Below are 26,542 nucleotides of genomic sequence, written 5' to 3'. Positions count from 1 at the left end.
AAACAGAAAATGTCCTATTTTATTATATTTTATCAACAGGTAAACGGATGAATTTAGCTGTTGCAGCTTGAATGATATCCTCAGCTTTCCTCGTTTGCAATGCTTTCATTAAATGTTCATCAGCTGCACCAAATTCATCTATAAAAAGCGTGCCAATTGTGCTTTGAATGAATTTACGAGGAAACTGTCTCGTCTTTAAATCAAGAAAGATTGCGTGCCTGACTCTCAGACAGTTGACATAGTACATATTGGATTTCCCATCATCACCACTTCTGCCATGAGCAACGTAGATGAAGTGTCTCTTCCAATTATTAAACGTTGCTTCGGCTGGGTCGCCGATGTACGCTAATGCTTCCTCTGTAGGTACAAGTTTTCCCAAATGAGACGTGCTATCCTGATCACTCATGAATCTAATCTATTAACTGTGCCAACGATCAATAAGTTGTAATAGGTATCGATAGCTATCAGTAATTGTCTTTGTTTGTTAATTACATGCGAAAGTAATCAGTAATATTCTATGATAATGCTGTGTTAATCAGTTTTTTAAAAAAAAAGTCACGATTCAATTATTAGGTGACATTTTTATTTACAATGTGAAGGCAGCATTGTGTTTGTGATTAACACTTTATTAGATGTTGAAACGTAAAATGGTTACACTGGCAAGCCGTTGCGTATATAACTAAGAATTTCTCTGTGGGCTATGTTGGGCCTTAAACGTTTGCCGGGGCCAAAGACGGCCTTCTTCCCCGGCACTCTTAGGCTTGAAAGGATGAGCAGGAGACGTGTTGAGACGGCAACTCCTATCTGCACTCACTATCTGAGCAGCAACTGATGGATGAGCACTTCGTACATACGCCCCTTTAAGAAGTCATTCAATTAGCCGTTCTATTTTGCTAGAAAGGCCAACACTTATTCCCCCGCGAAACTCCGTAAGGCGTTTTCACTTCCATCTGGCCATTGAGCTGGGCAATAGCAGTAGTTGTCTTGTTTGACTTTACAGACCTACTCATGGATCAATAACTTTAAGCGAGTGCGTCGGTGGCTGTGGTTACATTTGTCATAGTTCTTACACCTCTAAGTCAGGCAGCAACGAGGAAGACAAGGTGCACACATACCTGCTGAAAACCTGACTATCAATTCCCTATGTCAAGTCTATGGCACTGGCATCAAGTCCATTCTGTTGAATGCGGACTTTACTTATTAAGCTGTATTGTTGGAATGGTTTTGCCCTTATGTACCCTTGTGGGAGCTGTCCAACAGCCCGAATATAATCCTCTGACCACTGGCTTTCGAGTAGGCTTGTGCCCTGCCAAAACCTCAAATTGTCAACATCGACTAGGGTAAACAATATAAGCTTAAGCCATCGGAGGGAAATACGTAAAGAAAAGGGGCCTTACGACGTCTCAGGGTCATACTTGTAAGCTGTACTTTCTTTCAAGTTGAGCAATCTTACTGTACCGAATCATTGGACCGCTTCAGTATCTCGAGAATACAATCGGTTAATCTTATTGATAGAGAGGTAGATAGTACCTGTGTTGAAGGTAAAAAACCAGCTTATCTATTATCACATCTTTGGTCAGAAGATGTACATAGCGACCACAGTACGGGCTATAACACACCTTCCTACACAGTAGCAGTGTATGAATAATCAAGCCGAGATGGTCCTATTTAGCGAACGGTAACTAAGGGACTTTCTTGTAACTGATTCCCCTCCTGCCCCAATGCAAGACAAAGGTCCCGGCCATGACCGGGACCTTTGTCTTGCATTGGGCTTGTTAATCTACCTGTGTTATTTAATCAATCAGTATCTTTCGGGTGCCGCGCTGCTGACCACTGACCACCTCCAACAACAACATGCCATGCACGCTGACTGGTAACTTGATGGCTTCTTCATGCAGCAGACCCGTGCCCTCAATGGTCTGCGATGGTCGGACTGACCGACCGTTTACATCACTTAATCGCAACATGGCCACTTGTCCCGCTTGGGTCTGGAAACGGACTGTGAACTGGCCATCGTTGGGGTTAGGAGCCACAATTAATTCCAGGCTCATTGGATCGTTGGCCAGTTCTGCCATTCCCAATCGAGCCCCACAGGGTTCGTCCGAAAATTTGAGGCAATTGGCGATATCAGTGAGGTTGAACCCGGGGTTGGCAGTCACATAAGGCAGCCAGTCCCGGTTGACTGCCCCACTGCCGTCACTCCATACGGCCCGCTTGCAACCACCAGCTTCTGAAACGACAATCTTAACTGAAGGGTCGCCTGTTCCTGGAGAACGATAAGCCACTTGAGTACCGACAGTAAAAGCCGCACATGGATTTGTGCCTCCGCAACCCGACACATTGATGGCGACGGTGTTTTGTACAGGGTTACAACCAGTTTTAGAGGCCGTAATTGTGTAGGTATAGTTGCTGTTGTTACCAGGAACATTGAAGTTGATGGACGATCCGCTGCCGCTGATGCCATTACCGCTCCAACCATAAGTAACTACCCCACAATCAGCTCCTGAACAGTTGGCGTTAAGAGTAACAGCTTGACTACATGAGCGGTTGGGGTTGTTGTCGGATATAGTAGGTGTGAGCGCAAAATTACAGTTGCCACTAACAGAGCAATTCGTCGCCTCGAGGCGGAATGAACGGTATGAATAGAAGCTCTCGGATGTATTGCCGTAAATTTGAAGAGCAGGCAAGCTAGCATATCCTTGTAGGTCCCACGTATTGTTAGTGGTTGGTGAATATACCCGCCATTGATTAGTCGCTGATGGGTTAAACTGTAGAGCCCAGTGCTGGTAAGTACCTGTGTAGCCACCCAATGATATACCTACTCCGTCGGCAGGGTTACTATTTGCTTGAATCACGCGGCTAGTGCCATCCTGACTGGTGAAACTAACTTGCCCGTTGCCCCGGTCATCCAGTTTCCAAACCTGATTGGAGACATTGTTGATGGCTTGTTGTTGTACCGAGTTGTCGCCCATAGCTTGGAGGCGTTTGCCCGTTTGATCGACGTTAATGGTGTAACAGGCGTTCAAGGGGAGACTAACTGGGTTTGGACTACAACCTGATACATTAATCGTAATGGTACTGGATGCAGGATTACAGCCTGCTTTAGTGGCTGTAACCGTGTAGTCGTAGCTGCCATTCGTACTAGGAACATTGAAGCTAATAGAGGAGTTACTGCCACTGATGCCGTTACCGATCCAACTATAAGTAACCACACCACAATCCCCTCCTGAACAGTTGGCGTTAAGAGTAGTGGCCTGACCGCATGAGCGGTTGGTATCGTTATCGGTTGTGCTTGGCACGAGGGTGAAGTTGCATGTTCCACCACTGGTATTGGGACATGCTGTTGTCTCAAAGCGGAACGAACGGTGTGTGGCAAAGCTCTCCGATGTATTTCCATAGATTTGAAGTAAGGGGAGGGATGCGGATCCTTGAAGGTCCCAAGTGTTGTTCGTAGTTGGTGAATAAACCCGCCACTGATTGGTTGCTAATGGGTTAGATTGCAACGCCCAGTGTTGATAAGTTCCAGTGTAGCTACCGAGTGAGATGCCAACCCCTTCGGTTGGGTTACTCACTGTTTGAATCACCCGGCCCGTGCCATCTTGACTGGTGAAACTGACCTGGCCATTACCCCGGTCATCCAGCTTCCAGATCTGGTTGGGAGCGTTGCTGATAGTTTGCTGTTGCACTGAGTTGTCGCCCATCGCCTGGAGGCGTTTGCCCGTCTGGTCTACGTTGATCGTATAACAGGCATTAGGAGCAGATTGGACATCATTGACCACTCTAAACGGTAAATGCACGGTCTGCGTAACAATTCGGTTGCCTTGACCATTTGTCAGAACAGCCCGGTAGTCACCTGTACCCGAAAACGCATTTCCTATGGCGACTGGGTTCGTGAGGTCAAATCCACTGCCGTTATCGGCTACCCACCGGGTAGTATAACCTGGCATAGTCGTAGCGGTTACTCCATCGTCGCTGATCGATAATAGTTGTGGCAGAGTACCCATTCCATCTACAGTTACCGGAACAAGTGCGTTCGACGACAGCAATGGATGTAAATTATCAAACCAAGCGTTAGCAGCCTGAGCCAACCCATCAGTGCCGTTGGGGTCATTTGCATCGCGATGGCCAAAATGAACTACATCAAAGCGTCGAGCGGTCACGAACTGATCAGTGTCCGGGCCTCCAAAAACTTGTGCCAATCCCCTAGCAGTGGCTGTTGATACGGCCAGACTTTGCCCTGTCCGGACAATATCACTAAACTGGGGCTGGGCGCCTCCCGGGCGTTGCTGACTATCGTTGTAAGAGGTCTTCCCGACAACCCAAGGAACCGCGCCGAAATCCTGCCGAGTCTGCTGAATAATAGCATGTAATTTATCTCGGTATTCTTCGGCGTTTTGGATGCTCCGATCACCCCATGAAGCAACATCACCCAAAGCCTTGACGTCAGTTTCTCCCTGTAGCCACAAAACGGACCTCACGCCAAAACTAGAGCCGTAAAGATTAAGCGAAGCGCGTAAGAGCCTATATGGAGAACCCGGAGAATATCTTGGTGAGCCCGTGACAGGCCATCCCAGTGGCTGCGAGGTCCCGTCCTTAGACTCCTCCCAAGCTTTAATCGTCGTTCCTCCCCAGGCAGCATTATAAAAAGCAACCGGCACGCCATACTGAGCAGCCAAGCGTTCACCTACTCGCGCCCAGTACCATAGGGAGCCACCAGCTGGGGCAATGCCCTGATTTGTAGCTACATCTTTAGCTGCTACTGTAGGTTGCAAGTATTCTCTCCTGATGGCATCCACAGCCGTTGGACTTGCATAGTTCACAAATACATTCGGATCTACTGCATTAGGTTGAACGCGTACGGCATCATAACTAGGCAGTGGATAAGCAACGTTTAGATCATCGGGACCATTCGGTAAGCCCTGCGCGTTGGACTGCCCTGCAATAATGAACACTTCACCAATACCGACCTTGCCTGCATACAGGTAGTATATAGGTAAATTTTGCGCTAGCGGAAAAGCGGTGACGCTTAAAGCGTACCAACCTGCGGGTATGTTCTCCATGGAAAACCGAAACCCATTCCCCGTCACTTGAGCAACGCCACCGTCGATGCTACTTTTACTGATATCTGCCTGCCCTGATATTAATTGAAGGGGTGTTAACTCAGCCACGAACTGATAATCGCCAGTCTTAACGTAATATGAGTTGAGCGATCCCTGCACCACAAATTTACCGGTTCCACTGTTATTTCGTTGAAACACAGAGCCGCTGTAAGGCCAACTGACGACCAGCGAGGCTGGGTCTCGTGGAACGGTCATGGGTGGAAGGGGTGGCAGTCTCGTCGGATTAGGTCTGGTCGTTTGAGCTGTGCTCTGGGCGTGAAGTACGCCGTTGGCGCATAGGCATAGCAGTAGCCAGCCCGATGCTAAACATCGGAAAAGTAAAGAAAGCGGCATGTGTGAATTGGGGTTAAATTAAGAAAGAAACAAAGCGTTTACGGGCAAGAATAGCTGTAGTCAATCACGCTGATACCTCCCGTGAATAATTCGAAGGGCCAGCCTGGGTCCAGCGGAACGCCATAGCTAATGCTACGTCGTACTCGACCTTGAACATCGAACAGATAGACGTACTTGGTCGTGTATTTGTCACCGTCCCGGTAAAACGGACTAAGCCGTAATGACCACAATTGCTGAGCAACTAGCTGACGGCTTTGCTTACCAAAGAAGGGTGTGGTAGTAGGCACGTTGGGCCGGTCAACGTAGTGGAGATAGCGAAAATGGGTCTCTCCCCAATAATCTAACGAATCGGTGAGTTCCACCAGGTTACCGTTGATAACCTGTTGCCGAATCCGCCGAATCTGAGGATCCTGCTCACTAAAGTTTCCCACCGCTAAGAATCCGTCCTTATCATAATAACCATAGCGGTAACTTCTCGGGTCTTTTCGTGATAACCCTCTACTGTCAATGGGCAGTGTATCGCGCTGAATGATGCGCTTACTGTCCCAATATGAATTGGTATAGAGAATACGGGTAGGCTCATGAGAATAGCTGATTGTATCGCTGGGCCGGTCCCAGGGGCGGGTAATTTCTTCAATTAACCGGTTTGATGCATCATAACGCAACGTGACAGTGCGCTCAATAAACAAGGGATGATAGTCACTGTTTAAAGGCCACTTTGGGGTGCTCAATCCCTTAAGTGTGTAGATGTAGAGACGCTCCTGCCCGACGATTACTCCCTTTGCCTCCGTTTGGCTTGGCAATTTGAGGGTCCGATAGACCATCTGGGTAACGTGGCAGTTAGCCGGGGGCAGCGGTTGGGCTGGGTAGGTGACAGTCTTCATCTCATCAGGCCAAGTGACCGTCGTGGAGCGTACTCCTTCAACTACTTGGGTCTGTACTAATGAAGTTGAGACCAGCGACGTCAGATCAAAGGGGTCGGTAGGATCAACTGGGGTAGGACTCACACAACCAGGTACGGCGACAATCAAGGTAGTACAAAGAGTAATTAGCAAAAACAACGAGTAAAAGAGAGAGCGTAATTGCATAATTGAAAGTATTGCTGAGCCGTGATTCAATTCTTTCTCATTTACGGCGCTTGGAGGGAAATCAGCCTTCTTGGCGAGGAAAACTAACCGATGGATGAGCAAGGGCTACTTTTTAGCTAAACAGATAGATAGGCAACCTATGGCTTCACAAAGTTCATTAGTCAAAACATAAACGTTAAACTAAAACTCAATAAAAAATACTTAAATAGCAAAGACCGCTTAAGGATAATAAGTTGAGACAAATAATGATATGCAAGTATAAACAAAATACTATTTGATTGCCAATTATTTTACTATTATCTATCTCCAATTATATTAGGTTGGTATTCTCGCTTAAAGGCAGCTAATACGTCTTCAATGGACCATTCGTCTCGATCCATCTTGGAGTGTCTTTTATAAAAAAAAGACACATAGCCTAAGCTGATATTCGCACCTTGGAAGCAGTTTTAATAGATCTGCCTATAATCTGCCTACAAGTGGATACTGCTGGCACCGTATCTAATGATGATTCTTAAAAGCATTATTGATGCTTGATAGATCATGAAATGAATATTCAAATAAAAACTCATCAGAGGCGAGCTAAGCAAGCCGCTGACAAACCAATTTTCTTCACTTTATACTAACATGACTGGGTCAAATTCATCCGAGAAACCTTTGCCATGTTTACAGAAGTTGTGCATTAATCCGTCGCAGAAATCACGCTCAGAGCATGCTGCAATCAACGGTAATCTTAAATCATAATCTCTCAAGAAGATCCTCGACGGCCTAAATAGACACGCTCACCATTAATCATGCGTTGGATTGGCTAGTTCAATAGAAGTTGTGCTCATTCGAATAACTGAAAGCGTGGCTATGTTTTGCTCAAAGGGCCATGAGCGAGTTGCTCTAACTTATTAACGCAGTACAGTTAGTTGACCACGATATAAATGGCCAGCAGGTGCCGTTCGTATCAGATAGGTGTAAACGCCTGGCTCAACGGTTTGCTGTTTATACGTTCCATCCCAGTTTAGGTATGACCCGACGGACTGATAGATGAGCTCGCCCCAGCGGTTAAATACGGTGACCTCAGACGTTGGAAACGCGTCAAGATTAAGAATTCGCCAGCTGTCGTTTACCCCGTCGCCATTGGGTGAAAAGGCATTAGGAATATAGAGTCGGTCTACAACTGTCACACTCACCTCTATGCTGGCGCTGCAACCTGCGCTTGTTCCGGCCTGGACGGTATACTGTTGCGACTCGCCTGACTGATACAAAGGGGCAACTTGAAACGGATTGTCTAAATAAAGGGAGGGTTGCCACTCAATCCGAGTAATACTGATGTTCGGCGTTAATTGCAGCCGCGTGGTATCCCCCCGCTGAACCTGATACGAAAGAGGGCCATTGAGCAGTAATGGCGGTGTCGTTTCGATCCAGCGGACCGCTGTCGTTTGGCAACCGGCGGCATTCCTTACAGTGTACCTAATGGGGTGTAGTCCTACCCCAGCAGTCCTAGGGTCAAACTGTCCGCCCGTCACGCCTGGCCCTGACCAGAGGCCATTTGTGGGCCGCCCCTGTAGAGGAAAGCGGGCAGTGCTCGCACATACGGGCGCAATGGAATCTACGGCTACCTGCGGGCGTTCTAAAGCGGTCAGTGAGAGGGGTGTCGAAATTGCACTACAGCCAGCAGCATTCGTAATGGTTACCCGGACAGTGCCTGATTGCTTGACCCATTGCGTTGCCTGCGCGTTGGCTGTAACAGGGTCCCATCGATACTGGTAGGGTTGGTCATTCGTTGCCACTACGCTGACCGAATCACCAGCACAGAATTGCAGGGCCGAGGCGGTTATGACCGCCATTGGCTTAGGCTGAAACAGCAACTGGATCTCGTCGCTGGCCGCGCAGTCTGAGCCCTCCGGGGAAACGGTCAATCGGTAGGTCCCCGGTTTATTGGTTGTATACTGGGGGGCGTTTATGGCAACATCAACCTTGTCAGCCTCCCATGTATAAGTCAGTCCGGGTGACACTGTTGAGAGACTTAACAGCACAAAATCCCCTTCGCAGAGGGGGAGCTTCGCCGTTGACACGCCATCAGCTGCCAGTGTAACGAGCTTAGGCGTTGGCTTTTGAACGATAGATACCTGCGTTACAGGCGAGATCGTATCATTGGCGCAAGTGACCGAAAAGCTCTTGATGACCGTGTACTTCCCAGCTGTACTGACCGTAAGAGCCGATGTTGTACTACCGGTTAGATTTACGCCATCGCGTTGCCATTGATAATGCCACTTTGGATCAGGATCAGTCGTAAGCGTCAGAGAGGTACCCTCACAGAGTTTCGCCTCCTGAATAGGTTGCCCGTTCACACTAATTTCGGGAATAGGGGGCGTTGTACGGGAGCAATCGATTACAGGCAAAATAAAATCACGCCTGACTGACCCTATTTTCTTCCCACCCCGGTATTCCTCGCACTGGACGGTGAACAGAAAATAACCAACCTCGGTAGCCTTAACCGTAAGCTGCCCGGTTTTAGCATTAATCGTTAGCGCCGGATTACCAGGAATGGCGGCAGTCGCGCTATAGCCTGGCGTCCACCTGACAAGCGGGTAGCTTTGCCGTACCATGCCGTTATTATCCCAGGGGTCGGTTATGGTAGTGTACCCCTGAAACGGTGTCACCAGCGAGTAGCGCAACTCGTCGCCATCGGCATCCGTGGCGGCCGAACTTACCGTGAATACCTTATTTAAACAGATGTAGTTGCCGCGTGATGCAGTAAACGTTGGCGTTGAATTGGCTACGAATACGCCATTTTGGCTCAGGGGGGGAAACTCGGCATAAAATATCATGCCAACCCCATTTTCATTACCCAGATTTGTAATATTGTTACTCCGACAGCAGCGTTCCCAGACGATGTAGTAGCCGCTGGGATCACTGTAGATGGCCGGGTCGAGGGTATGGACGCCGTAAAATTGGGCAAGGTAGGTTTTGAGCTTTTTATCCCTGGCGCAGGCCTCGTTATCGTAAGGTAACAAGGTAGGAGGCGCGTCCCGGTCCAGATAGTAGGTAGCCATCTTTATTGGGTTTTGCTTCCTGAAAATGTGAACCTGTAGAAATGAATCAGCCTCGCCTGAGAAGGGATTATAGTCTTCCCAAAACTGGTTCATGCCAATTTTGACATGACCCGGTTTGTCTTTTAACGCCTCGATGTATAATTCGCCACCGACGATATGCTTAGCCCGCAACACCAACGGTAGAAACAGGATAAGAAAGAGACCGATAAACTGTTTCATAGGGGCCAGCCAAACGTTCAAGCGGATTGATTGAGCAACGTACCTATTTCAATTAAAGCCCGGTTAACCCTCGTACTTGCAGGGGAGATACCAGTGTACTCCCTAAACTGGTCTTCAATTTAGCCAATTCAGCCAAGGGGAGGCTTTTAAAGTTAGCCGATAGCTCGCGCAAATTTGTCAATTTGCCAATACTTTCCGGCAATTGTTGGACGGGATTGTCCAGCAGGCGAAGCGAGGATAGATTCTTCAGATCACCCAACGATTCGGGGAGCTTCGCCAGTTGATTCTGAGTCAGGTTCAACTGCTTCAGGTTCACTAGTTGTCCCAAGCTCTCTGGTAGGTTTGTGAGTACATTACCTGACAAATCCAGGCGTTTAAGGCTAGTCAACGTACCGATTTGCTCCGGTAACGCAGTTAGTTTGTTCAGGCCCAGATCCAGCGTCGAGAGGTTGGTTAGCTTTCCTAACTCAGCCGGTACCTGCGAAAGCTGATTATGTTGCAGGGTAAGCACCTTCAAATTGGTCAGCTTACCCAGTTCGGCGGGTAGACTGGATAGCCCGTTTTCGGATAAACCCAACTGTTTCAGATTGAGCATATTGCCTAGCTCAGTAGGCAGTGCTGTGAGTTTATTGGTGGTCAGCGTTAGCTCACTCAGGTTTACCAACTTACCCATACTCGCTGGTAGACCAGTCAGTTGGTTAGCCGACAGCCGGAGCGTTTGTAAGTTGGTCAGGTTACCCAGGCTTTCGGGCAGCTTCGTAAGTTTACAATTATACACCTCCAACGATTGCAGGTTGACTAAATCACCCAGGCTTGCGGGTAATTCCTGCAACGGATTAACCCCTACATTCAGCGATTTTAAGTTCGTCAACGTACCCAGCGATTCGGGAAGCTTGGTGAGCTGATTGTTGAGGACACTCAGGCTTTGCAGGTTTTTGAGGTTCCCCACTGACGCCGGCAATTGAGCCAGCATGTTATTATCGAGGCGTAGTTGTTGCAGATTGGTCAACATACCCAGCGACTCAGGCAACTCACTTGCGTTGGAGAGTGCCATGCGATACACCTGTTTAGGATTGGCCAGGGCGGCTTTCAGATCCGTTACAACAGGCGTTTTGAGCAGTTCCTCCGGGCTCAGCGGTAAGTTCGGAATGAGGTTTCCCCGTCGTTGGAGGTCAGTGAGTTTGGGTAATCCGGCCAGTATTTGTTCGGGCCAGGCCGTTAGCTGATTCCCCACCACATTGAGCGACTCCAGATTGGTGAGCTTACCGAGTTCACCCGGCAAAGACTTGAGTTGATTCCCTGCTGCCTGAAGCGATTGGAGGTTACTGAGTTGACCGATCTCGGCTGGTAGTTGGGCCAGTTTAGTGCTTTCGATTCGTAATCGTTTCAGGTTAACGAGTTTACCCACCGACGCTGGCAGCGAAGTCAACGTTCCACCTTCTATAACCAACGACTCCAGGTTCTTGAACACGCCTAAGTCGGCTGGTAACGCCGACACATTATGCAAAAGCAACTGCTTTACCTGCTTAGGGTGACGTAACGCTTTGGCCAGCGAAGTGAACGTACCTGGCTGCGTGGAGTCGGCAGGGGCTATTGACGGCAGATAGACCGCTAAGGCGGTTTGGGCCACGTCGACCACCGAAGAAGAGGTCGGCTGTCGGAGGGTCTGCGCCAGGGAGGGCATGGATAACCCAATGAGTAGAAGAGCGAAGCGCATAAGAATAAAGCCAGCCTGGCCGCTTGATTGTCAACAAATGTGGGGGTCAAACAGGCGGGATTCAATACCCCTCAAGGGGTATATTGGGGGTATATTAGGGGTAGGTAGCCGGTTCTCATTTTAGCCGTTGGTTGAGTTTATCGAGCAATTCGATTTGCCGCCGCTCGTTCCCTTTAGCGGGCAATGCCTCATACTCAGCCAGCAGATCGGGGTGCCCGGCCAGTAACGTACCCATACGGGCTTTATCGACCAGCATCACGCCTCCTGTTTCCATATCGAGCGCAATGCAATCATGCCGGTCGGCGGTGGCCGTGGCAGCTAGTGCGCCTAATACACCAAACGTGGCGCCCAACCCGATCTGCGTTGCCTGTTCGGCGGCGGTCAGGTAATTGTCGATCCAGAGCAGATACCGGCCAATGTGACGTACCTGCACATACTTACGGGCTACTGCCCCCGATTGATAGAGCGTGTTGCTGACGTACAGGTGTTGCCCATCGTAGAAGCCATAGAACCGAAACCGAGCTTTTGACCCGTTCGGCTTGCGGAGCGTAGCAAAGCCATTAAGGGCCTCTACATTCAATTGGCCGGTTAGGGATGGTCGGTTGCGGCGCAGATCATCAAAGTTCTGATAAATGCCCACCCGGCGCTCAGGACTTCGTAGCAGGTCGTCGGTTTCACCAACTGCTTCGGGGTACATCGTTTTGGAGAGGCCTAACACCTCAGCGGCATTGGCGGCTTCCAGATCGGCATCACTATAGCGGGGAGGCACCGTAGAAGGATTAGCCAGATACTCGTTAAATTTAAAAAATGCTTTGGTCAGGCTTTGCTTAAAGAGATCGGGTAGGTAGGTACTGCCCTCCTGATCGATTTCGGCCCTGAATACCGGGCGTAGTTGCCGGGCTGAATCACGTCGGGCAAAGGTGAGGGTAAGGGCAAGCCTGGCCGTACCGGGCTGCGCGGCAACCTCGAATTCATGGATCAGCAACGTGTAGGGCGTGAATTTATCGTCCAGATTGGGTATCGTCATAAACACCACATTAGTCAATGTGGGGAGGAAGCCATTACGAAACCGCACCTCGGCCAGTTTACCTGATGATTTTTGCAACGTACCCAGCCTCGACGAGGTATCGGTTCGCATGTCGGCCAGTGAATCGACACTAAATAACCGATTGGCTGGTGCCATCGCCAGATCATACAATAGATCAACGTAGCTCACAAGCGGCTTCGGTTGAGCGAACCCAACCACAGTGATCATGGAAAGCAGAACAATCAGGTAGTATCTGGAGATGGTGAGTTGCATTTTTATGCGGAGTTTTTTCAGGGCCAAATATAGACAAGAGAGCAGACTGCCAGCACCCGCCCCGCCGTGTCGGTGAGCACGTATTGCAGATAAGCAAGGGGCAGCTTCTGCTCCTGCCGGACGGTCTTCCTGCCCAGGGGTAGGGCCAACCCGCCCACCAGTCGCAGCTTGCTGCTAGTTACGCTGCCAAATTCGTCGTATTGCCGCTCGGTGCGCAGGAAGGGGAAGGGCCACCACCGCCGCTTCTGCTGGGTACGTTCCCGCTCCACCACGTGGCCCATTACCTGCATCTGTACCGTCTCGCCAGCCAGGACGCTCAACTCTTTGCCCGGACCAACGCCCGCTACCACCCGTGCCGAGTAGTTGCCTTCCCAGGCTTCGGTGCCATCCCGGTTTTCGGCTATGCCCGTAAACTGGGTTTGCTCACGGGTGGCAAACGTAGCACTGGTCAACGTACTGGCCGCTAACTGCCGATAGCTCACCCGCAGGTTGCCCAGATGGTCACGGTACTGGTATTCATACACGTAGCCCCGGAGCTATTCTTAGAGCGTGTTTAGGAATTGAGAAAGGTTGAGAGTCGTGTCAACTTTGTTGTCGCCAAACTACAGAGTCATGACCAAACAGTGGAAGCCACTGACCGACCCTCAAGGAGCCGCAATTTTGCCCTTTTTCAATCTGAAACGCAAGCGTAAGTATGAACTGCCGCACCGGCGGACCGGTTTGATCGTCGATATCATTTTATGGTTGCTACACACAGGATGTCAGTGGCGAAATTTATCTCCTGACTGGCCGCATTGGCAACTGGTCTACTACTACTTTGACCAATGGAAAGGTGATGGCACATTCGAGCAAATCAATGCGATGTTGAACCAAATGGATCGTCAACGAGCAAGACGTGAAGCATGCCCCTTTGTCTTATACATTGATTCACAGAACATTAAGCTACATCCTCTGATCTGGCAAGACCGTGGTTTTGATCGGCACAAATGTATCAATGGTCGTAAACGACCATTGATCGTTGATACACAGGGCCGGATTTGGCTAGTGGGTGTGCATGCTGCTCAGCAAGACGATGGACCAGCCGCCATGGCGTCGGTAGGTGATTTACTATGGCGTATAGGCGAGCGGTTAGAAAAAGTATATGGTGATCAAGTTACAATGGCGTTTTTGCTCGGGCATTATCCGAATGGAGTATCGATTTTGAGCGGGCCTCACGTCCCGAAACGGCTCAGGGTTTTGTTCCTGTAGCCAAACGATGGGTGGTAGAAAGAACTATTGCCAGGACGAATTTCTTCCGGCGGATAATCAAGACTATGAGTACACCATATCATATTCGGTGAATTGGCTGTATTTGGCCAACATTCAAATCATGCTACAACGAATTGACGCTTAATGCCAAACGTAATTCCCTAACACCCTCTTAAACTCTTATCTCACTTCTACTGTGTTGTACAGTATCCAAAGACTATCAATAAACATCTTATACTCAGGAAGATTTTCTTCTGATACTCGGTAAACTTTGTGATGCGTAAAATCAGTAACCGAATTTGATGTAATTGTCAGATTTATTGATTGACCATTTCTGGTTTTTGCGACACCGAAAATTACATTAATTCCCAATTTAGTATTATGTAAATTTCTGCAAGACGCTGTGGATAAAAAGTAATTTATTCTGCTCAATTGAGTGGAGTTGACCAGTACAAGATTCGCATTACTCAGTTTTAACTCCGAGAATTTACGTTCAGCAGATCCTGTTTTAAATCCGCTTCCACTTTGTTTACTGTATATTTGAACTTCTTTAAACTCCAAAATTGGATTATTCAGTGACGGCAACAAGAACAAAAATAAGGCGATCTTTTTCATTTTCGACCAATTAATTGATAAGAAAAAAGAGCTGGGCGGGCTCCTACACTCCTAAGATATGCTTGAATATGAAGCAAATATGGATGAATGCCTAAATTGAAAAAGCCTGCCATATTTAGAGCATTAGAAGTTTTAGTCACACAGCTACTGACTAAAAAATTGTATTTGCCTGGAGCGCTATTCAATTTTTGAGAATATTTAAATATAGTCTCAAAATTAATATCATCAATCTTGAGTTTTTGACCACCCCACATTTTTGCTTTTTCCAAAACAGAACCACTCTCGTATCCATTTGTTCCACCAACAAATTTATCAAAATCTCTGAGACCTTCCAATTGTTCTGTTGGCCCAAAATCAATTATAGGTTTGTCTCCGCTAGTTAACTGGGAGTGACTTATTACATCAATTTTCTTTCCTGGAGATGGTTCATTCTCAGTTCTAAGATCGACGTCTGTAGACAGGCGACCTGCTAAGGCATCTTGAACATTCGCCAGTAAACCGAGTCCGTAGCCTATGTTATCTAACACAGAATTACCTTTTTTGCCTAAAAAACCGAATTCTCCTTGCTTCCAGTCGAAAGAGAAAGCTCCAAAATGTGTCGTGATAGAGGTTTGACCGCCGCTCAAGATAGCAAAACCTGCCGAATTAAAAGTCGAAGCCGTTATCAAAGCAGCAGTTTTAGCATAGGCTATTCCAGATGTTGCGACAGCGTCTCCAATTCCACCTGATAAACCACCAATCGCAGCACCTCCCAATGTATACCAAAACCGCTGCCAACCTTTTGCTCCGTTAGCTTCGCCAAGCTTATAGCCACTATAGCCTCCTATTAGCGCGCCAATAAGTATAGGTATAAAGGCAAACCGCCCGTCGGGGTCAACTACCGTTGTCGGGGTGTTGCCCATACCCACATACCCAGAGGCAAACTGATCTGCCGGGTCAATATCGTGCCACCTTCCCAACTGGGGGTCGTACATCCTAGCCCCGAAGTCGTCCCATTCTAAGCTAAACTCGTCCTCGTGCTCTTTGCCCTGAAACTTATGGTCATCGTCGGGGTCACCCTCCGAGGTGATGCCCACCAATTCCATGCCCCAAGGGTCGTAGTGGGTTTCCTGTGAGACCACCGGCGGCTGCTGGCTGATGACCAGATTGTCGAAGTAGACAGGGACGTTTCCTTCATTGACGACGACCACCTTCAGCGTAGCCGCTACTTCGCTACGTACCGATAGTTCCAGGGGCTCCCAGCCCCCTTTGGCCGAATCGCTCAACGCCCTGCGCTCACTAGCCAGCACCCGCCCCGCCGTGTCGGTGAGCACGTATTGCAGATAAGCAAGGGGCAGCTTCTGCTCCTGCCGGACGGTCTTCCTGCCCAGGGGTAGGGCCAACCCGCCCACCAGTCGCAGCTTGCTGCTAGTTACGCTGCCAAATTCGTCGTATTGCCGCTCGGTGCGCAGGAAGGGGAAGGGCCACCACCGCCGCTTCTGCTGGGTACGTTCCCGCTCCACCACGTGGCCCATTACCTGCATCTGTACCGTCTCGCCAGCCAGGACGCTCAACTCTTTGCCCGGACCAACGCCCGCTACCACCCGTGCCGAGTAGTTGCCTTCCCAGGCTTCGGTGCCATCCCGGTTTTCGGCTACACCCGTAAATTGGGTTTGCTCGCGGGTGGCTTCCTTAGGCTCAAACGTAGCACTGGTCGAAGCACTGGCCGCTAACTGCCGATAGCTCACCCGCAGGTTGCCCAGATGGTCGCGGTACTGGTATTCATACACATACGTCCCCCCGCTGGGCAGCACCCGCCCTTCATCATGAGCAATGCTCCGAATGGTTTCGCCCTGGGTGCCTGTCAGTTCCAGATCACCCACATAGTGTAGGTAGCGTACACTGCCGCCATTGGTGATCTTCTTATAAAGCTTGGCTCCGGCCCCATCGTAGGCGTACTCGATGCGCCGGTTGTTCCCAAAATCGAGTAGGTCAATCTGGCCCTGCCGGTTGTAACGGATGCTCTGCAATTCTTTGTTGCTGTCCCGGTTGAGGCTCCCGTCAGCGTTGTAGCCATAGTCGTCTTCGCTATTATTGCGGTTCCGAAAGTCGATGGGCCGTTTGTCAAGGGGGAGCCCGGCATTGCCTGCTCCTTCAGCCACACCACTCAAGCGGTTTGAGTTGCCTCCATTGGTATACTGATAGGACAGGTTATCGATCTGTCCCCAGTTTGTGGGGTTACCGTTACGCTCGCCAGTGTTAGTTGCTGTCAGCCCGTTGCGCTGCATGCGCGTCAGGTTGCCGTTGTTATCGTACTGAATGTCCCAAACCCGGAAGTTCTCGCTGCCCTGTCCACTGTAGTTCGCCTCTGAAAGCCGGTTTTGGTCATCATAGCGGTAATTGAAACTTCGTATTTGGGGGCGAGTCTTACTCTGCCAGCTTTGCTGGGCCAGTAGTCCGTTGTAAAGGGTACGATTCTGGCTCTGCTGGTTAGGGTCGGGATGACGGCTTGGTACTTCATGATAGTCGAGCCTTAAAGCAAAGAGGTCATTCTGGCTGGCATCGAGGGTGGGGTCGCTGCTGTCGTTACCGTTGATACTTCGCAGTTGGCCGCGCACATTGTAGCGGTAATTGAGCGTTTGCAGGGCATCGGTTGTGCCAGTGCCTCCACCACCGTTGGTACTGATGCGGGCCGTATAAGCGGTTCCGCTAAAAGCCGTAAAGCCAGGTTGCAACACTACTCGTACGGTAGCCACGTCGGTCTGCTCGTTGCTGGCGTTGGTGTTGCGGTACAGTTCCTCAGGGGTAGAGGAGGTCGGAGTGCCGGTCTGGTATTGGCCGGGCTGGGTACGTTTGGTGACCAACCGACCCATGTCATCATACTCATAGCGGGCAATCTCCACCTCCTGCTCGCTGCCAGTCTTGTGCCAGGCGTTGGTTTTTCGCCCGACGTGGTCATAGGCGTATCGGCTGACTACTGTCAGATCGCTCCGCCCCTCACGCCTGTAGGTGACCGCCTCACTGGTTACCTCCCCGGCAAAATTATACTGGAAGTTGGTCTCGTTCCAGGCTCCCAGATGGTTCTGCGTCTTGCGGGTGGTGACCCGGTTGCGGTCGTTGTAATAGATGGCACTGGTGAGCCACTCGTTGTTGTCAGACCGACGAGCTTTGTTACCCGTAGCCAATCCTTTTGCATCCTGGTATCCACTGTGGCTACCTTCGCCAACGCCCCAACTGTAGTCGTCGTAGTAGTTCGCCGTCAGCACGTCACTATCACCGACTGAAGGCCAGCTCCCATTCGTGTAGCCTTGCCTGTTTCCTTCCCCGCCGCTGCGGCTTTCGTACTGCTGCGCCCAGCCATCGGCCTCAGTCTGTAGCTCGCCCCGGTTACGGGTTTCGCTCTTCACCCCCGTCAGGATGGTCCGCCCTAGGGCATCATACTTCACGAAACTCCATTGGTTTAGCCCCCGCTGCCGGGCATCCTGGCTCATGGCAGCTTGCCCCTGCTGATTGTAGACGTAGTAGGTCCAGCCGCCACCCGGCGTAAGTTTCTCGGTGAGCCGCCCCCGGTCGTCGTACTTGTACACGAACACCAGTTCGCCCACCGTTCCGTCATAGATATTGAACGTACCCATCGACGCGGCTTTGGGTGGAATCACAGCCCTTAGACGCCCGAGATCATCATAAACATATTGAGTGGTGAGGCCCTGGACGTCCTGGCGTAAGGTATGGCCTTCCTTGTCGGTGTAGGTGACGCTCTGTTGGTCTTGCTCGTTGTAGCTAATGGTTTTGATTAGTACGCCTCCCGGGTAATTCCCTAACTGGCTAATGGTGTTGCCATCGTCGCTGACGCCCCAGTTGACAACCTCGTTGCCTCCGGCTGTCCAGACCTCCTGGCGACTACCTCGATTGGCTGAGTGCCAGGTCTCGCCGGGACCAATCTGCCGTTCCAGCGTACCATTGTCCCGAAAGGAAGCTTTGCTGTAGGCGTTATTATCGCCGTAATAAAAGGATTTGACCGTATTTTGGTCGACATTGTCACGTAGGCGCCCCCGGCTGTTGTTGTCGGTGGGGGCGGCATAGGGCAGGTACGTCCGTTCGGGGCGGCCCAGGTGGTCAAACGTATTGGCCTGTACAAAATCTCTTAGCCGAGGGTTCTGATCAGGGGCCGGCCGTTGGTCAGGATTCGGATTTAGATTAGGATCTGGGCTGGCCCCTACCGCTACGCTTTGCAACACCCGGCCCGACGCATCCAGGTATTGCACCGAGGTAGCCCCGTTGCGCTGGATGGCGTTGGTATCATCGGTTTCGTTGCGAGGCGTATAGGTAATTACCCGGCTTTTGCCCCCAGTGGTGGGCTGTTGGGCCAGCAACGTACCTGCGTGAAGAAGTAACAACAGCAAAGAATAGACAGTACGGCGCATACCTATTGAAGAGATCAATGGTGATAGAGAGAAAAGAAGAAAACGCAGGGACGACTTTATTGATCTTTACGCTTGTATTCGATCCGTTTCAGTATCTGGTTATTTTGGTTGCGCTCCCCCTTAAGCCGCCCTATCCCATCATAGCTGTAATTCAAGCCGGTTCCATTGGGTAGTCGTTGGGTGGCCACGCCCCAGAGCGGGAAGTAGGTGTAGGAGGTGGTCATCGAGAGTCGCCCTTCCCCATGATCTTCCGTTACCGATATGGGTAGCAGATTATTGTGGTCATATACAATGCGGGTAGTCGTACCGTCGCCGTTGGTGCTTCGCACCCGCACAGGCATGCCGATATCGTTGTATTCGTCGTAAGATACGCGCTGTTTATGGCGACTATCTACAGCAATTTCGTCGTTACTCGCATTGTAGTAGGCTGGTGTAAAACCCGTAATCGGAAACTGGTTCAACGAATACACTCGGGTTGTGCGTCCATTGTAATAATTGAACGTCGAGTAGGTAGCCGCCAGGCATTTGCCGTTTTTCTGGGTATTGGTTTCCACCACGGTAGCCCCCATGTTCAAGAGCTTAAGTTGACGGATACCCTGTGCAGCTTCGGTAGCAGGTTGGCGGGGGCGCGTATACGTTACGTCGCGGCAATCGGGAGGACAACGGTCGCATACATCATAGTCGCATTCGCGCACCGTATAATTTTCCGTTCCAAATTCGAAGTCTGCAGCATAGAGCACTTGGTTCTCAATTGCTTGCCCTTTGGAATCCCATGTCTTGATTTTCACAGATTGATTATGCTTACCAGGGTATTTGGCCAGATAGGTACCGTCCATGTCTTCTTTATAATAATACTCAGTCCGGCTTTCAATCTGGTTGTTGCCATTTTGGTCAAATTGCCGATTAACCTGGCTTCGAATGCGGTATTTGTTAATGGAAGGTGAGTAGTTTTCTGATGTACCAACTGTGAGGTCATTATAAACCAGAATATTACGCGCCCCTGTACTGTAACCCGCCGACCGGGTGTCGTACGTGAGCTCGGTCTCAGTGATGCGCTGATCGGCCCGGTTACGCACCTGCTGTTTTTTCAAGCTACCGGCTCGCAAATCCTGATCGGGATGGTATTTCCAGGGCGTATGTGAGAAATCGACTGAGCCATCACACGTACCTACAGGGTTCTCGTCCTGGTCGAACCAGCTTGCTACCGATCCGGTTTTATAAAGTCCCCGATCAAACGTCACCGGGTTAAGGTCTGTGCCGCTATAGACCGTTTCCTTTACATAGGCATAGCCCACAATGGGTTTACCAGACCGGGCCAATGCCGACTGATAGAGGTACGAATTATAATAAACCTGACTCAAGTCATTGGCCTCCGAAAACCTGTATACCGGCTTCAGGCTCAGGAACCCCGATTGCCTGTAGCCATTCTCCGGGTCGCTGTAGTCATATTCTTTGATGGTCGTTAAATTGCTGATGGCATCTTTCGTGACGATCTGTTTGATCCGAATACCACCCACTTCGCCGTAATCGTGGGCTTGGTGGCTTTCGTAATTCAACTGTGTCTCAATACCTGACGAAAGAGTGATTTTTGACAGTGAACCGTAAATCGCCCAACTTAGTGTGGGGGTTCGGTTTGTAAACCAGTCAGGGTTTGTGTTCTGACAATCACCTTTACCGATTAGATGCCTGGGTTCAGTGCCATTAAAAAAGCCCCAGTGGTCGATACCCCGCACAAGTGTGCTGGGGAAGTCGTTCGTTTCATTGGCGTACGCAAACGAGCAGGTTGTTCCGTCAGGCATTGTGAAACCAGTCATTTTCAACCGTTTCAGGTGATTGTTTCCAACCTGATTGTAGGTATAACCCGCTGGCAGCGCGTTTCGTGGGGTACTGCTCGATCCTTCAAAATAGCCATAGTTGAAATAATAGTTCAGGTTACGGCCAGCATCGTGATTGTCGCGGATGTAGATCCGTTTCAGGATTTTCGGGAAAGCATCCGACGTCAACACCCAATTCTGAAGATCATAGCGGTTTACGTCCGGCGTGGGTGCACTGCAAACAGTTGGAATGGTAACGCCTGTCAGTTGATCATATTGGCTACATATGGACGTAGTCGTCGGGTTGAACTCGATAGTAGTATTGGCTCCTCGTATAGCCGTTATGATTTCCGACGACACATAGACCCGGTTGAGCGAGAGCGGCGGTGCATAGCCTGTACCCTGCAAGCCGTTTACTTGCTGATCGACCAACTGCGGATATGAGTAATAAACCCGGGCGTACTCAAAGGTGATTTGCTGCCCCTGCGCCGACCGTATACTCCGAAGATTCCAAGCCGTTGGCATCAGCAGTGAAGCATCGTTGGCACTGGGTACAGGATCGGTAAGCGGCTTCGATATCACATATTCCCAAAGCTCAACCGTAGGCTGATCGTAGCCGCCAAACCGATAAATCATCCCGTCGGGAAACGTAATCTTGAACCCACTAATCCAGCTCAGGCTACCATTAGCCCGATTCTGCCGCCAGCTTGCCTCAATCTTTACATCGGCATCGGGTATAGGCCGAAAAATCCGGTCAGCATCGAGCATAAATTTTACCACTTGCCCGTTACAGTTGGCGATAAATAAATCGGGTTCATGGTCGTCCTGGTTGTTGGCCGAATTCCAGCCAACTCGGTAGTATCCTTTAAACGTACCGCCGTTTGGGCTACCTTCATCGGGTAGGCCACGTACTTGCCGCGTTACCATACCACCCGCTTGTAGAGTCCAGCCTAGTCCACACCACGACGCTATGTCGTTGGCGCGTAGCCCGCCTCCCGTATAACCCAAACTAATGGGCACAGCTAACGCCCCTTCCTGCAAGGTATAGATAGGAAAATTGATGACAGGCGTACCCGTGTAGAGGTTTACAGGTACATCACTTAGTCGGTTCTGCGTAGCCGCTTCCGATGTGTTGCCTGCGTTAGGGCCTCTGTTACCAGGAAAGAACCCTACTGCCGCAGTCGATGCGGCAGTTGAACTTTTGGGATTATCTTGTCCAGTAGCCTTTTTAGCAGGCCACAGGACGGCTAGCAGGCCTAACATGAAGCCAGACAGCAATGTCAATCGTTTCATATATGCTGAGGATAAGCAGTGGACAGTTATCGACGACTGATTTGTCTAAGTTGCTTTTTTAGCCGTTCGATTTGCTTCTGTTGCTGAATTGCATAGAGCGTTAGTTCTTCTATTTTTTGAAGTAACAACGTCTGGCTCTTTCCTAAATCCACACCATTAGCCTGTATTTCTGTAGCTGGTGGAATACCTGGCAGATGCTTGTAACGCTTTATATGCCGCTCTACTGTCGATAGAGTAGACAACTTGTAATCCTGATCGAATACAAAATCGGACCATCCGGTTCGCACCCGAACTTCCTCAGCCAGCACCTTGCCTTTTACAGCAAGCCGGAACACTTCGCCGTCAGCCTTACTCCCTCCATTATTGAGTGTATTGATCCCTACGTATCCATTGATATTGGTTAGGTCAACCGTTCCTCCACCACAACCTGCTGGTGAGGAAGCCGTCTGTTGTGATGTACAACCCGCCGTCAGCGTGGCATAAATAGTTACATTACTCCCAGCCGGTACGCCTGTGACTTGGCTGCCCGCAGCATTAACATTACCTGCGGAGGCAGTCACAGTTACCCCGCTTTGTACGGTAAAATAGACTGTATACGAAGTGCCATTACAGGTCGTACTGTTTATTGTTAATTGTGGAGGGTTATTACATCCACCACCTCCATCCGGGCAGGACTGGTTCACAAACTGCAAACACTGCTGGATGGCAGCAAGGGTGAAGCCTGGCTTGGGTGTTATTAGCGGTATGAAGTCGGGATTCACCTGTTCATTGAGATTCACCCAATATGCCTGCTTGCAGTTGTTAACCGTCTGCACCCGAATATCGCCCGGCCAGGATCCCACCTGGGCCACAATCGTCCCCTCAGTAAAAGCCGTGCATTGACTGTTGGCTGAATGTGGATGTACGAGTAACCAGAAAAGAAAGCATCCCAGAAGTCGAAATGAGAGACGGAGTAAAGTAGTTACCATAGCTTAGGATCAATAAAAATGAAGGTAGTAGATAAGTAAACGGTCGTACTATTTTTGTTAAATATTCAGCCATAACCATCTGATTTACAAAAAACTATAGATGGTTTTTAGTTGTAATCCGAAGTTCGTACTGAGGCTAGGGCTCGGTTTCTGTTGGTTGCTCTGAACAAGAAGCTCAAAACGGTAACTTCCAAACCTGAAAGGATTACAGCCAGCCAATCAGTGAGTTTCGCTTGGCCCTTTGTCGACAGGCGCTAAACGGGTGAGGGTAACAGAGGAAACCAGGCTTTTAGGGTGCATATGCATTACTTGGCCTGGGCAATACAGGAGTAATAGGCTGTGAAAACAGGCTACGAAAAGGCTGTACTCGTGCAGGGATGAAGGGTGCTAGTGGGAATCGGTTGGTCGTCGTGAATGCAGCTTTATTTGTCATGATGTGATTACCGTTTTGCTTCGGCAAGCACGACAGAAGCAGCACTCAAAAAAATACCCCTCAAGGGGTAACTTAGGGGTATTTTGGGGGTATAAGAATTCCGTTAACTGCTCAAGTAGTAACGTACTACTCTCTGAAGAGCCCGTTTGCCAGAAAAGCCACTTTTACGAATAATGTTCTTTCTGTGTTTTTTAACCGTTTCTTCAGCAATGCCAAGACTTAACGCGATCTCTTTAGATGAATACTCTAAGCCAAGTAATTTGATAACGGATCGCTCCCTTGACGTGAAAACTTCGACTATGTCCTCAGAAGACGCTAATGTTCTCTCATTTACAGTAATCGTAGTATTGCTCATGTGAAATAGTATTGAGTTAGAACGTGTATTTTAGAAAAAATATAAAACGTTGCAATAAACCTATCAGTCCACTCTAATTAACTTACAGCTATTCAAATTTGCGTAAATATGCTATTACCTCTAATTCATAAACAAGAGTACTTTGGTCATTATCAAAAAGTTTATATTTACTGAATCCTATAAAATTGACAGTTTTACTTAAGTACAAATAGATTAAATTGAGATTATAGACTCAATAAACGAAATCAGCTTACTCAAGTTTTAAAGTATACATCTACCTACTTAAGTATACTCGATAATTAGAATCATTGAAAAATTATATAATGTCGATTTGTACCTTAGGGAGTCAACAGTCTGTTTGGTAAACAATTACAGTTTTGCGGGATCAGCCACTTGAGTGGAGGGCAAGGACTACCATGATGCCATTACACAAAGTATGCGTGGACAGGCCTACAGCTCAGCCTAACTCTGGCAGATGGTCAAGTCAATGGTCCACCAGATTCAACAACCTGATACGGTACCCATTCTGGATGACACCGTTGAAGCTAAGCTGTTCGTACAGGTCAATGACCTGATTCGATACAACTAGGATCACTACCTGAATAAAGCCGTCAAGGAGATCAATCAACGCACGGCCCGTATCATAGTGGCCCAAACTAATTGGCTGTTGGCTTCTAGTTGATCCACAGTGACCAGTAACGGGTAATGTCGAGTAGACCTCTTCGGTAAGCAAGCAGCCTTACTTCGGACAATTGGTGCATCAATATGATTCTGATCAATTGTCATGCAAATACGTGTCAGCCAGCCTACAGCCGTTAGAGAACAAACGTATTTTTTCCTGTTTTTTTAATCCGTGGGCTAGTGGACTGGATTGATAATAGCACACACAGTACACTCGCGCTTTTTCTCACTCAGGCCACCCTAGAAGAGGTGTATACATAAAATTCTTGTTGAGCGGGAGCCTGGTAATTTGGGCTTTTGGCTAGCCAAAAGCCCACACTGTGGACACCTGGCCTGCTTTTTTCAGTGACTATCCTATTTAGGAGGGATCACCGTCACCCCGAATAGCTTTTGGATGACCTCATGGACCCGGGGACGCACCCAGCTTTCACCCCGAAACCCGTGGGCCTGCGCGTCTTTATTCAACGCTAGTAGGAGTTGCTCGACTTGTTGTGGAGATAATTGACAGGCGGGCTTTGTAATCTTCCACCAGGCTAAGGCGTCTTGTCCATCTTGTCGATACTTCTTCAACGTGCGGCTAACCCTACCTTGGATTAATCCCGAGGCCTTACTAATCTTGTTTTGTGACCATCCATGTTCTTGAGTTGGGCTTATCGTCAGCGCGCGAGTTCGTAACCCGAAGGTTTGTATGTTGCCACATCACCCCAAACAGCCTCGTTTGCAATTCTACTCACGCATCAATAAATATAAATACCCACTAATAAGTTATTAGCTATTTGTATTTAATTTGCACTTAGTAGATTTATACGTATACCATGAATCAAAAGTTTACAGAATCCTCTTGGGCTATTTTTGGGGGATTAAGGTTTACATTGGCAATTACCGTTATGGTCTGCCACTTAATTTGGTTTGCACCCATACCGAAAGCACTTACCCCAGTCTTATCACTAGGTGGCAAAGCAGCCGTCTTGAGTTTCCTGTTAATATCTGGCGTATCGATTGGGTATTCATTTATTACTCAGCCAGACGGTTATTTTAAGCGAAGGTTCCTCCGTATATATCCGCTTTATTTCGCTTCTCTAGTTTTTACGGAGATCATTACGCTTTTACTAGGTTCTCCCTACAAATCACCTGGCGGATTAATATTCTCTGATTCTGGCTGGCAAACGCCAGTAGCTAATCTCTTTTTCATGCAGGGCATATTTGCGAATACCATTTCGTACAATAATCCTTTGTGGTCTTTAAGCCCTGAAGTACTGTATTATTTAATCGTACCATTACTCGTCAGGATGAGGACAGAAGCGCTATTAATCTTATTTTTGATATCGATACTTGCGTTTGCCTTTTATCCAATGGGGTGGTACTTTGGCTATTCAGCACTTCGGTATTTATGGCCTTGGCTTATTGGCTTTATTTATGCTACGGAAAACCAATCAAAGCTCACGGTAGTTCTTTTAACAAGTGGGCTCGGCATTATTATATTTATAGGTTCCGATGCTAGCACTCCACTTAGTTGGCTGACATTTAGTGTAACAGCAGTATCCTTATTTATTGTAAGCCGTAGCTATTTTCAATTACCAAACCTTTGTAGAGTTGTACTTAATTTTTTAGGTAATTTGTCATACCCTATCTATTTATTTCACATTCCGCTTTTACTGTTTTGGAGCCATTATTTTGATATCCGTAATCCATGGCTTCTCCTCTTCTTCGTTGTACTGTCAACAATTCCGATCAATTATATATTTGACAATTGGCTGAAAGCCATTTTTTGGAAACCGCTTGTTAGCAAAATAGGTAGTACGAAAAGATACGTAAGTTTTGCGCAGCAATCTATCATTAAGTAACGGCAAGCCTGCTGTTTATAGCCAGTTTAACGAAACCACCTAGATAGGCTCGCTCGCTAACCTGAAT

Annotated in this window: 14 protein-coding genes; 2 read left to right on the top strand and 12 right to left on the bottom strand. The window is 48.8% G+C overall.

All coding sequences use genetic code 11. The annotated features are described in order from the left end of the window. Nucleotides 1-22 precede the first annotated feature (22 nt). The 7 genes from ACFE8Q_RS05620 to ACFE8Q_RS05590 all read right to left on the bottom strand — a co-directional run bounded on the left by ACFE8Q_RS05620 (nt 23) and on the right by ACFE8Q_RS05590 (nt 13,345). Nucleotides 23-406, bottom strand: a complete 384-nt coding sequence (locus ACFE8Q_RS05620; RefSeq protein ID WP_375444393.1) for a hypothetical protein — start codon at nt 404-406, stop codon at nt 23-25. 1,387 nt (nt 407-1,793) lie between these two features. After that, nucleotides 1,794-5,315 (bottom strand): sialate O-acetylesterase, encoded by a 3,522-nt coding sequence (locus ACFE8Q_RS05615; RefSeq protein ID WP_375444392.1) that lies wholly within the window; start codon nt 5,313-5,315, stop codon nt 1,794-1,796. Nucleotides 5,316-5,491: 176 nt separating this feature from the next. After that, nucleotides 5,492-6,337: a hypothetical protein gene (locus ACFE8Q_RS05610; protein WP_375444391.1), complete on the bottom strand. Its 846-nt coding sequence runs from the start codon at nt 6,335-6,337 to the stop codon at nt 5,492-5,494. Nucleotides 6,338-7,434: 1,097 nt separating this feature from the next. Continuing rightward, nucleotides 7,435-9,804, bottom strand: a complete 2,370-nt coding sequence (locus ACFE8Q_RS05605) for a gliding motility-associated C-terminal domain-containing protein (protein WP_375444390.1) — start codon at nt 9,802-9,804, stop codon at nt 7,435-7,437. Nucleotides 9,805-9,856: 52 nt separating this feature from the next. Further along, on the bottom strand, nt 9,857-11,521 hold the full coding sequence (locus tag ACFE8Q_RS05600) for a leucine-rich repeat domain-containing protein (protein WP_375444389.1): 1,665 nt from the start codon (nt 11,519-11,521) through the stop codon (nt 9,857-9,859). Nucleotides 11,522-11,636: 115 nt separating this feature from the next. Continuing rightward, a complete protein-coding gene (locus ACFE8Q_RS05595) occupies nt 11,637-12,821 on the bottom strand; it encodes a DUF6563 family protein (RefSeq protein ID WP_375444388.1) in 1,185 nt (394 codons plus the stop codon). 17 nt (nt 12,822-12,838) lie between these two features. Next, nucleotides 12,839-13,345 (bottom strand): hypothetical protein, encoded by a 507-nt coding sequence (locus tag ACFE8Q_RS05590; protein WP_375444387.1) that lies wholly within the window; start codon nt 13,343-13,345, stop codon nt 12,839-12,841. A gap of 88 nt (nt 13,346-13,433) precedes the next feature. Here ACFE8Q_RS05590 and ACFE8Q_RS05585 point away from each other — a divergent pair, with 88 nt between their 5' ends. Next, entirely contained in the window at nt 13,434-14,069 is a 636-nt protein-coding gene (locus ACFE8Q_RS05585; RefSeq protein WP_375444386.1) for a transposase, read from the top strand. A 180-nt stretch (nt 14,070-14,249) separates the two neighbouring features. Here the strand turns inward: ACFE8Q_RS05585 and ACFE8Q_RS05580 are convergent, their stop codons facing one another. The 5 genes from ACFE8Q_RS05580 to ACFE8Q_RS05560 all read right to left on the bottom strand — a co-directional run bounded on the left by ACFE8Q_RS05580 (nt 14,250) and on the right by ACFE8Q_RS05560 (nt 23,950). Then, on the bottom strand, nt 14,250-14,684 hold the full coding sequence (locus ACFE8Q_RS05580) for a hypothetical protein (protein ID WP_375444385.1): 435 nt from the start codon (nt 14,682-14,684) through the stop codon (nt 14,250-14,252). Continuing rightward, nucleotides 14,681-19,087: a DUF6443 domain-containing protein gene (locus tag ACFE8Q_RS05575; protein ID WP_375444384.1), complete on the bottom strand. Its 4,407-nt coding sequence runs from the start codon at nt 19,085-19,087 to the stop codon at nt 14,681-14,683. The genes ACFE8Q_RS05580 and ACFE8Q_RS05575 overlap by 4 nt, the downstream gene beginning before the upstream one ends. 56 nt (nt 19,088-19,143) lie before the next feature. Beyond that, nucleotides 19,144-22,194 (bottom strand): hypothetical protein, encoded by a 3,051-nt coding sequence (locus ACFE8Q_RS05570; RefSeq protein WP_375444383.1) that lies wholly within the window; start codon nt 22,192-22,194, stop codon nt 19,144-19,146. 26 nt (nt 22,195-22,220) lie between these two features. Then, complete coding sequence (locus tag ACFE8Q_RS05565) at nt 22,221-23,162, bottom strand: hypothetical protein (protein WP_375444382.1); 942 nt, start codon at nt 23,160-23,162, stop codon at nt 22,221-22,223. A 536-nt stretch (nt 23,163-23,698) separates the two neighbouring features. Continuing rightward, nucleotides 23,699-23,950, bottom strand: a complete 252-nt coding sequence (locus tag ACFE8Q_RS05560; RefSeq protein WP_375444381.1) for a response regulator transcription factor — start codon at nt 23,948-23,950, stop codon at nt 23,699-23,701. 1,496 nt (nt 23,951-25,446) lie between these two features. Between ACFE8Q_RS05560 and ACFE8Q_RS05555 the strand changes: the two genes are divergently transcribed. After that, nucleotides 25,447-26,475, top strand: a complete 1,029-nt coding sequence (locus ACFE8Q_RS05555) for an acyltransferase family protein (RefSeq protein ID WP_375444380.1) — start codon at nt 25,447-25,449, stop codon at nt 26,473-26,475. The last annotated feature ends 67 nt before the right edge of the window (nt 26,476-26,542 follow it).

It is taken from the genome of uncultured Fibrella sp. (assembly GCF_964250085.1).
GTDB lineage: Bacteria > Bacteroidota > Bacteroidia > Cytophagales > Spirosomataceae > Fibrella.
This window is presented reverse-complemented; position numbering and strand designations above follow the sequence as displayed.

Coding starts and splice junctions, on each gene's coding strand:
- ACFE8Q_RS05560 (WP_375444381.1), bottom strand. CDS start 23,950: ATGAGCAATACTACGATTACTGTAAATGAGAGAACATTAGCGTCTTCT.
- ACFE8Q_RS05575 (WP_375444384.1), bottom strand. CDS start 19,087: ATGCGCCGTACTGTCTATTCTTTGCTGTTGTTACTTCTTCACGCAGGT.
- ACFE8Q_RS05555 (WP_375444380.1), top strand. CDS start 25,447: ATGAATCAAAAGTTTACAGAATCCTCTTGGGCTATTTTTGGGGGATTA.
- ACFE8Q_RS05615 (WP_375444392.1), bottom strand. CDS start 5,315: ATGACCGTTCCACGAGACCCAGCCTCGCTGGTCGTCAGTTGGCCTTAC.
- ACFE8Q_RS05580 (WP_375444385.1), bottom strand. CDS start 14,684: ATGAAAAAGATCGCCTTATTTTTGTTCTTGTTGCCGTCACTGAATAAT.
- ACFE8Q_RS05595 (WP_375444388.1), bottom strand. CDS start 12,821: ATGCAACTCACCATCTCCAGATACTACCTGATTGTTCTGCTTTCCATG.
- ACFE8Q_RS05620 (WP_375444393.1), bottom strand. CDS start 406: ATGAGTGATCAGGATAGCACGTCTCATTTGGGAAAACTTGTACCTACA.
- ACFE8Q_RS05610 (WP_375444391.1), bottom strand. CDS start 6,337: ATGAAGACTGTCACCTACCCAGCCCAACCGCTGCCCCCGGCTAACTGC.
- ACFE8Q_RS05585 (WP_375444386.1), top strand. CDS start 13,434: ATGACCAAACAGTGGAAGCCACTGACCGACCCTCAAGGAGCCGCAATT.
- ACFE8Q_RS05570 (WP_375444383.1), bottom strand. CDS start 22,194: ATGAAACGATTGACATTGCTGTCTGGCTTCATGTTAGGCCTGCTAGCC.
- ACFE8Q_RS05600 (WP_375444389.1), bottom strand. CDS start 11,521: ATGCGCTTCGCTCTTCTACTCATTGGGTTATCCATGCCCTCCCTGGCG.
- ACFE8Q_RS05565 (WP_375444382.1), bottom strand. CDS start 23,162: ATGGTAACTACTTTACTCCGTCTCTCATTTCGACTTCTGGGATGCTTT.
- ACFE8Q_RS05605 (WP_375444390.1), bottom strand. CDS start 9,804: ATGAAACAGTTTATCGGTCTCTTTCTTATCCTGTTTCTACCGTTGGTG.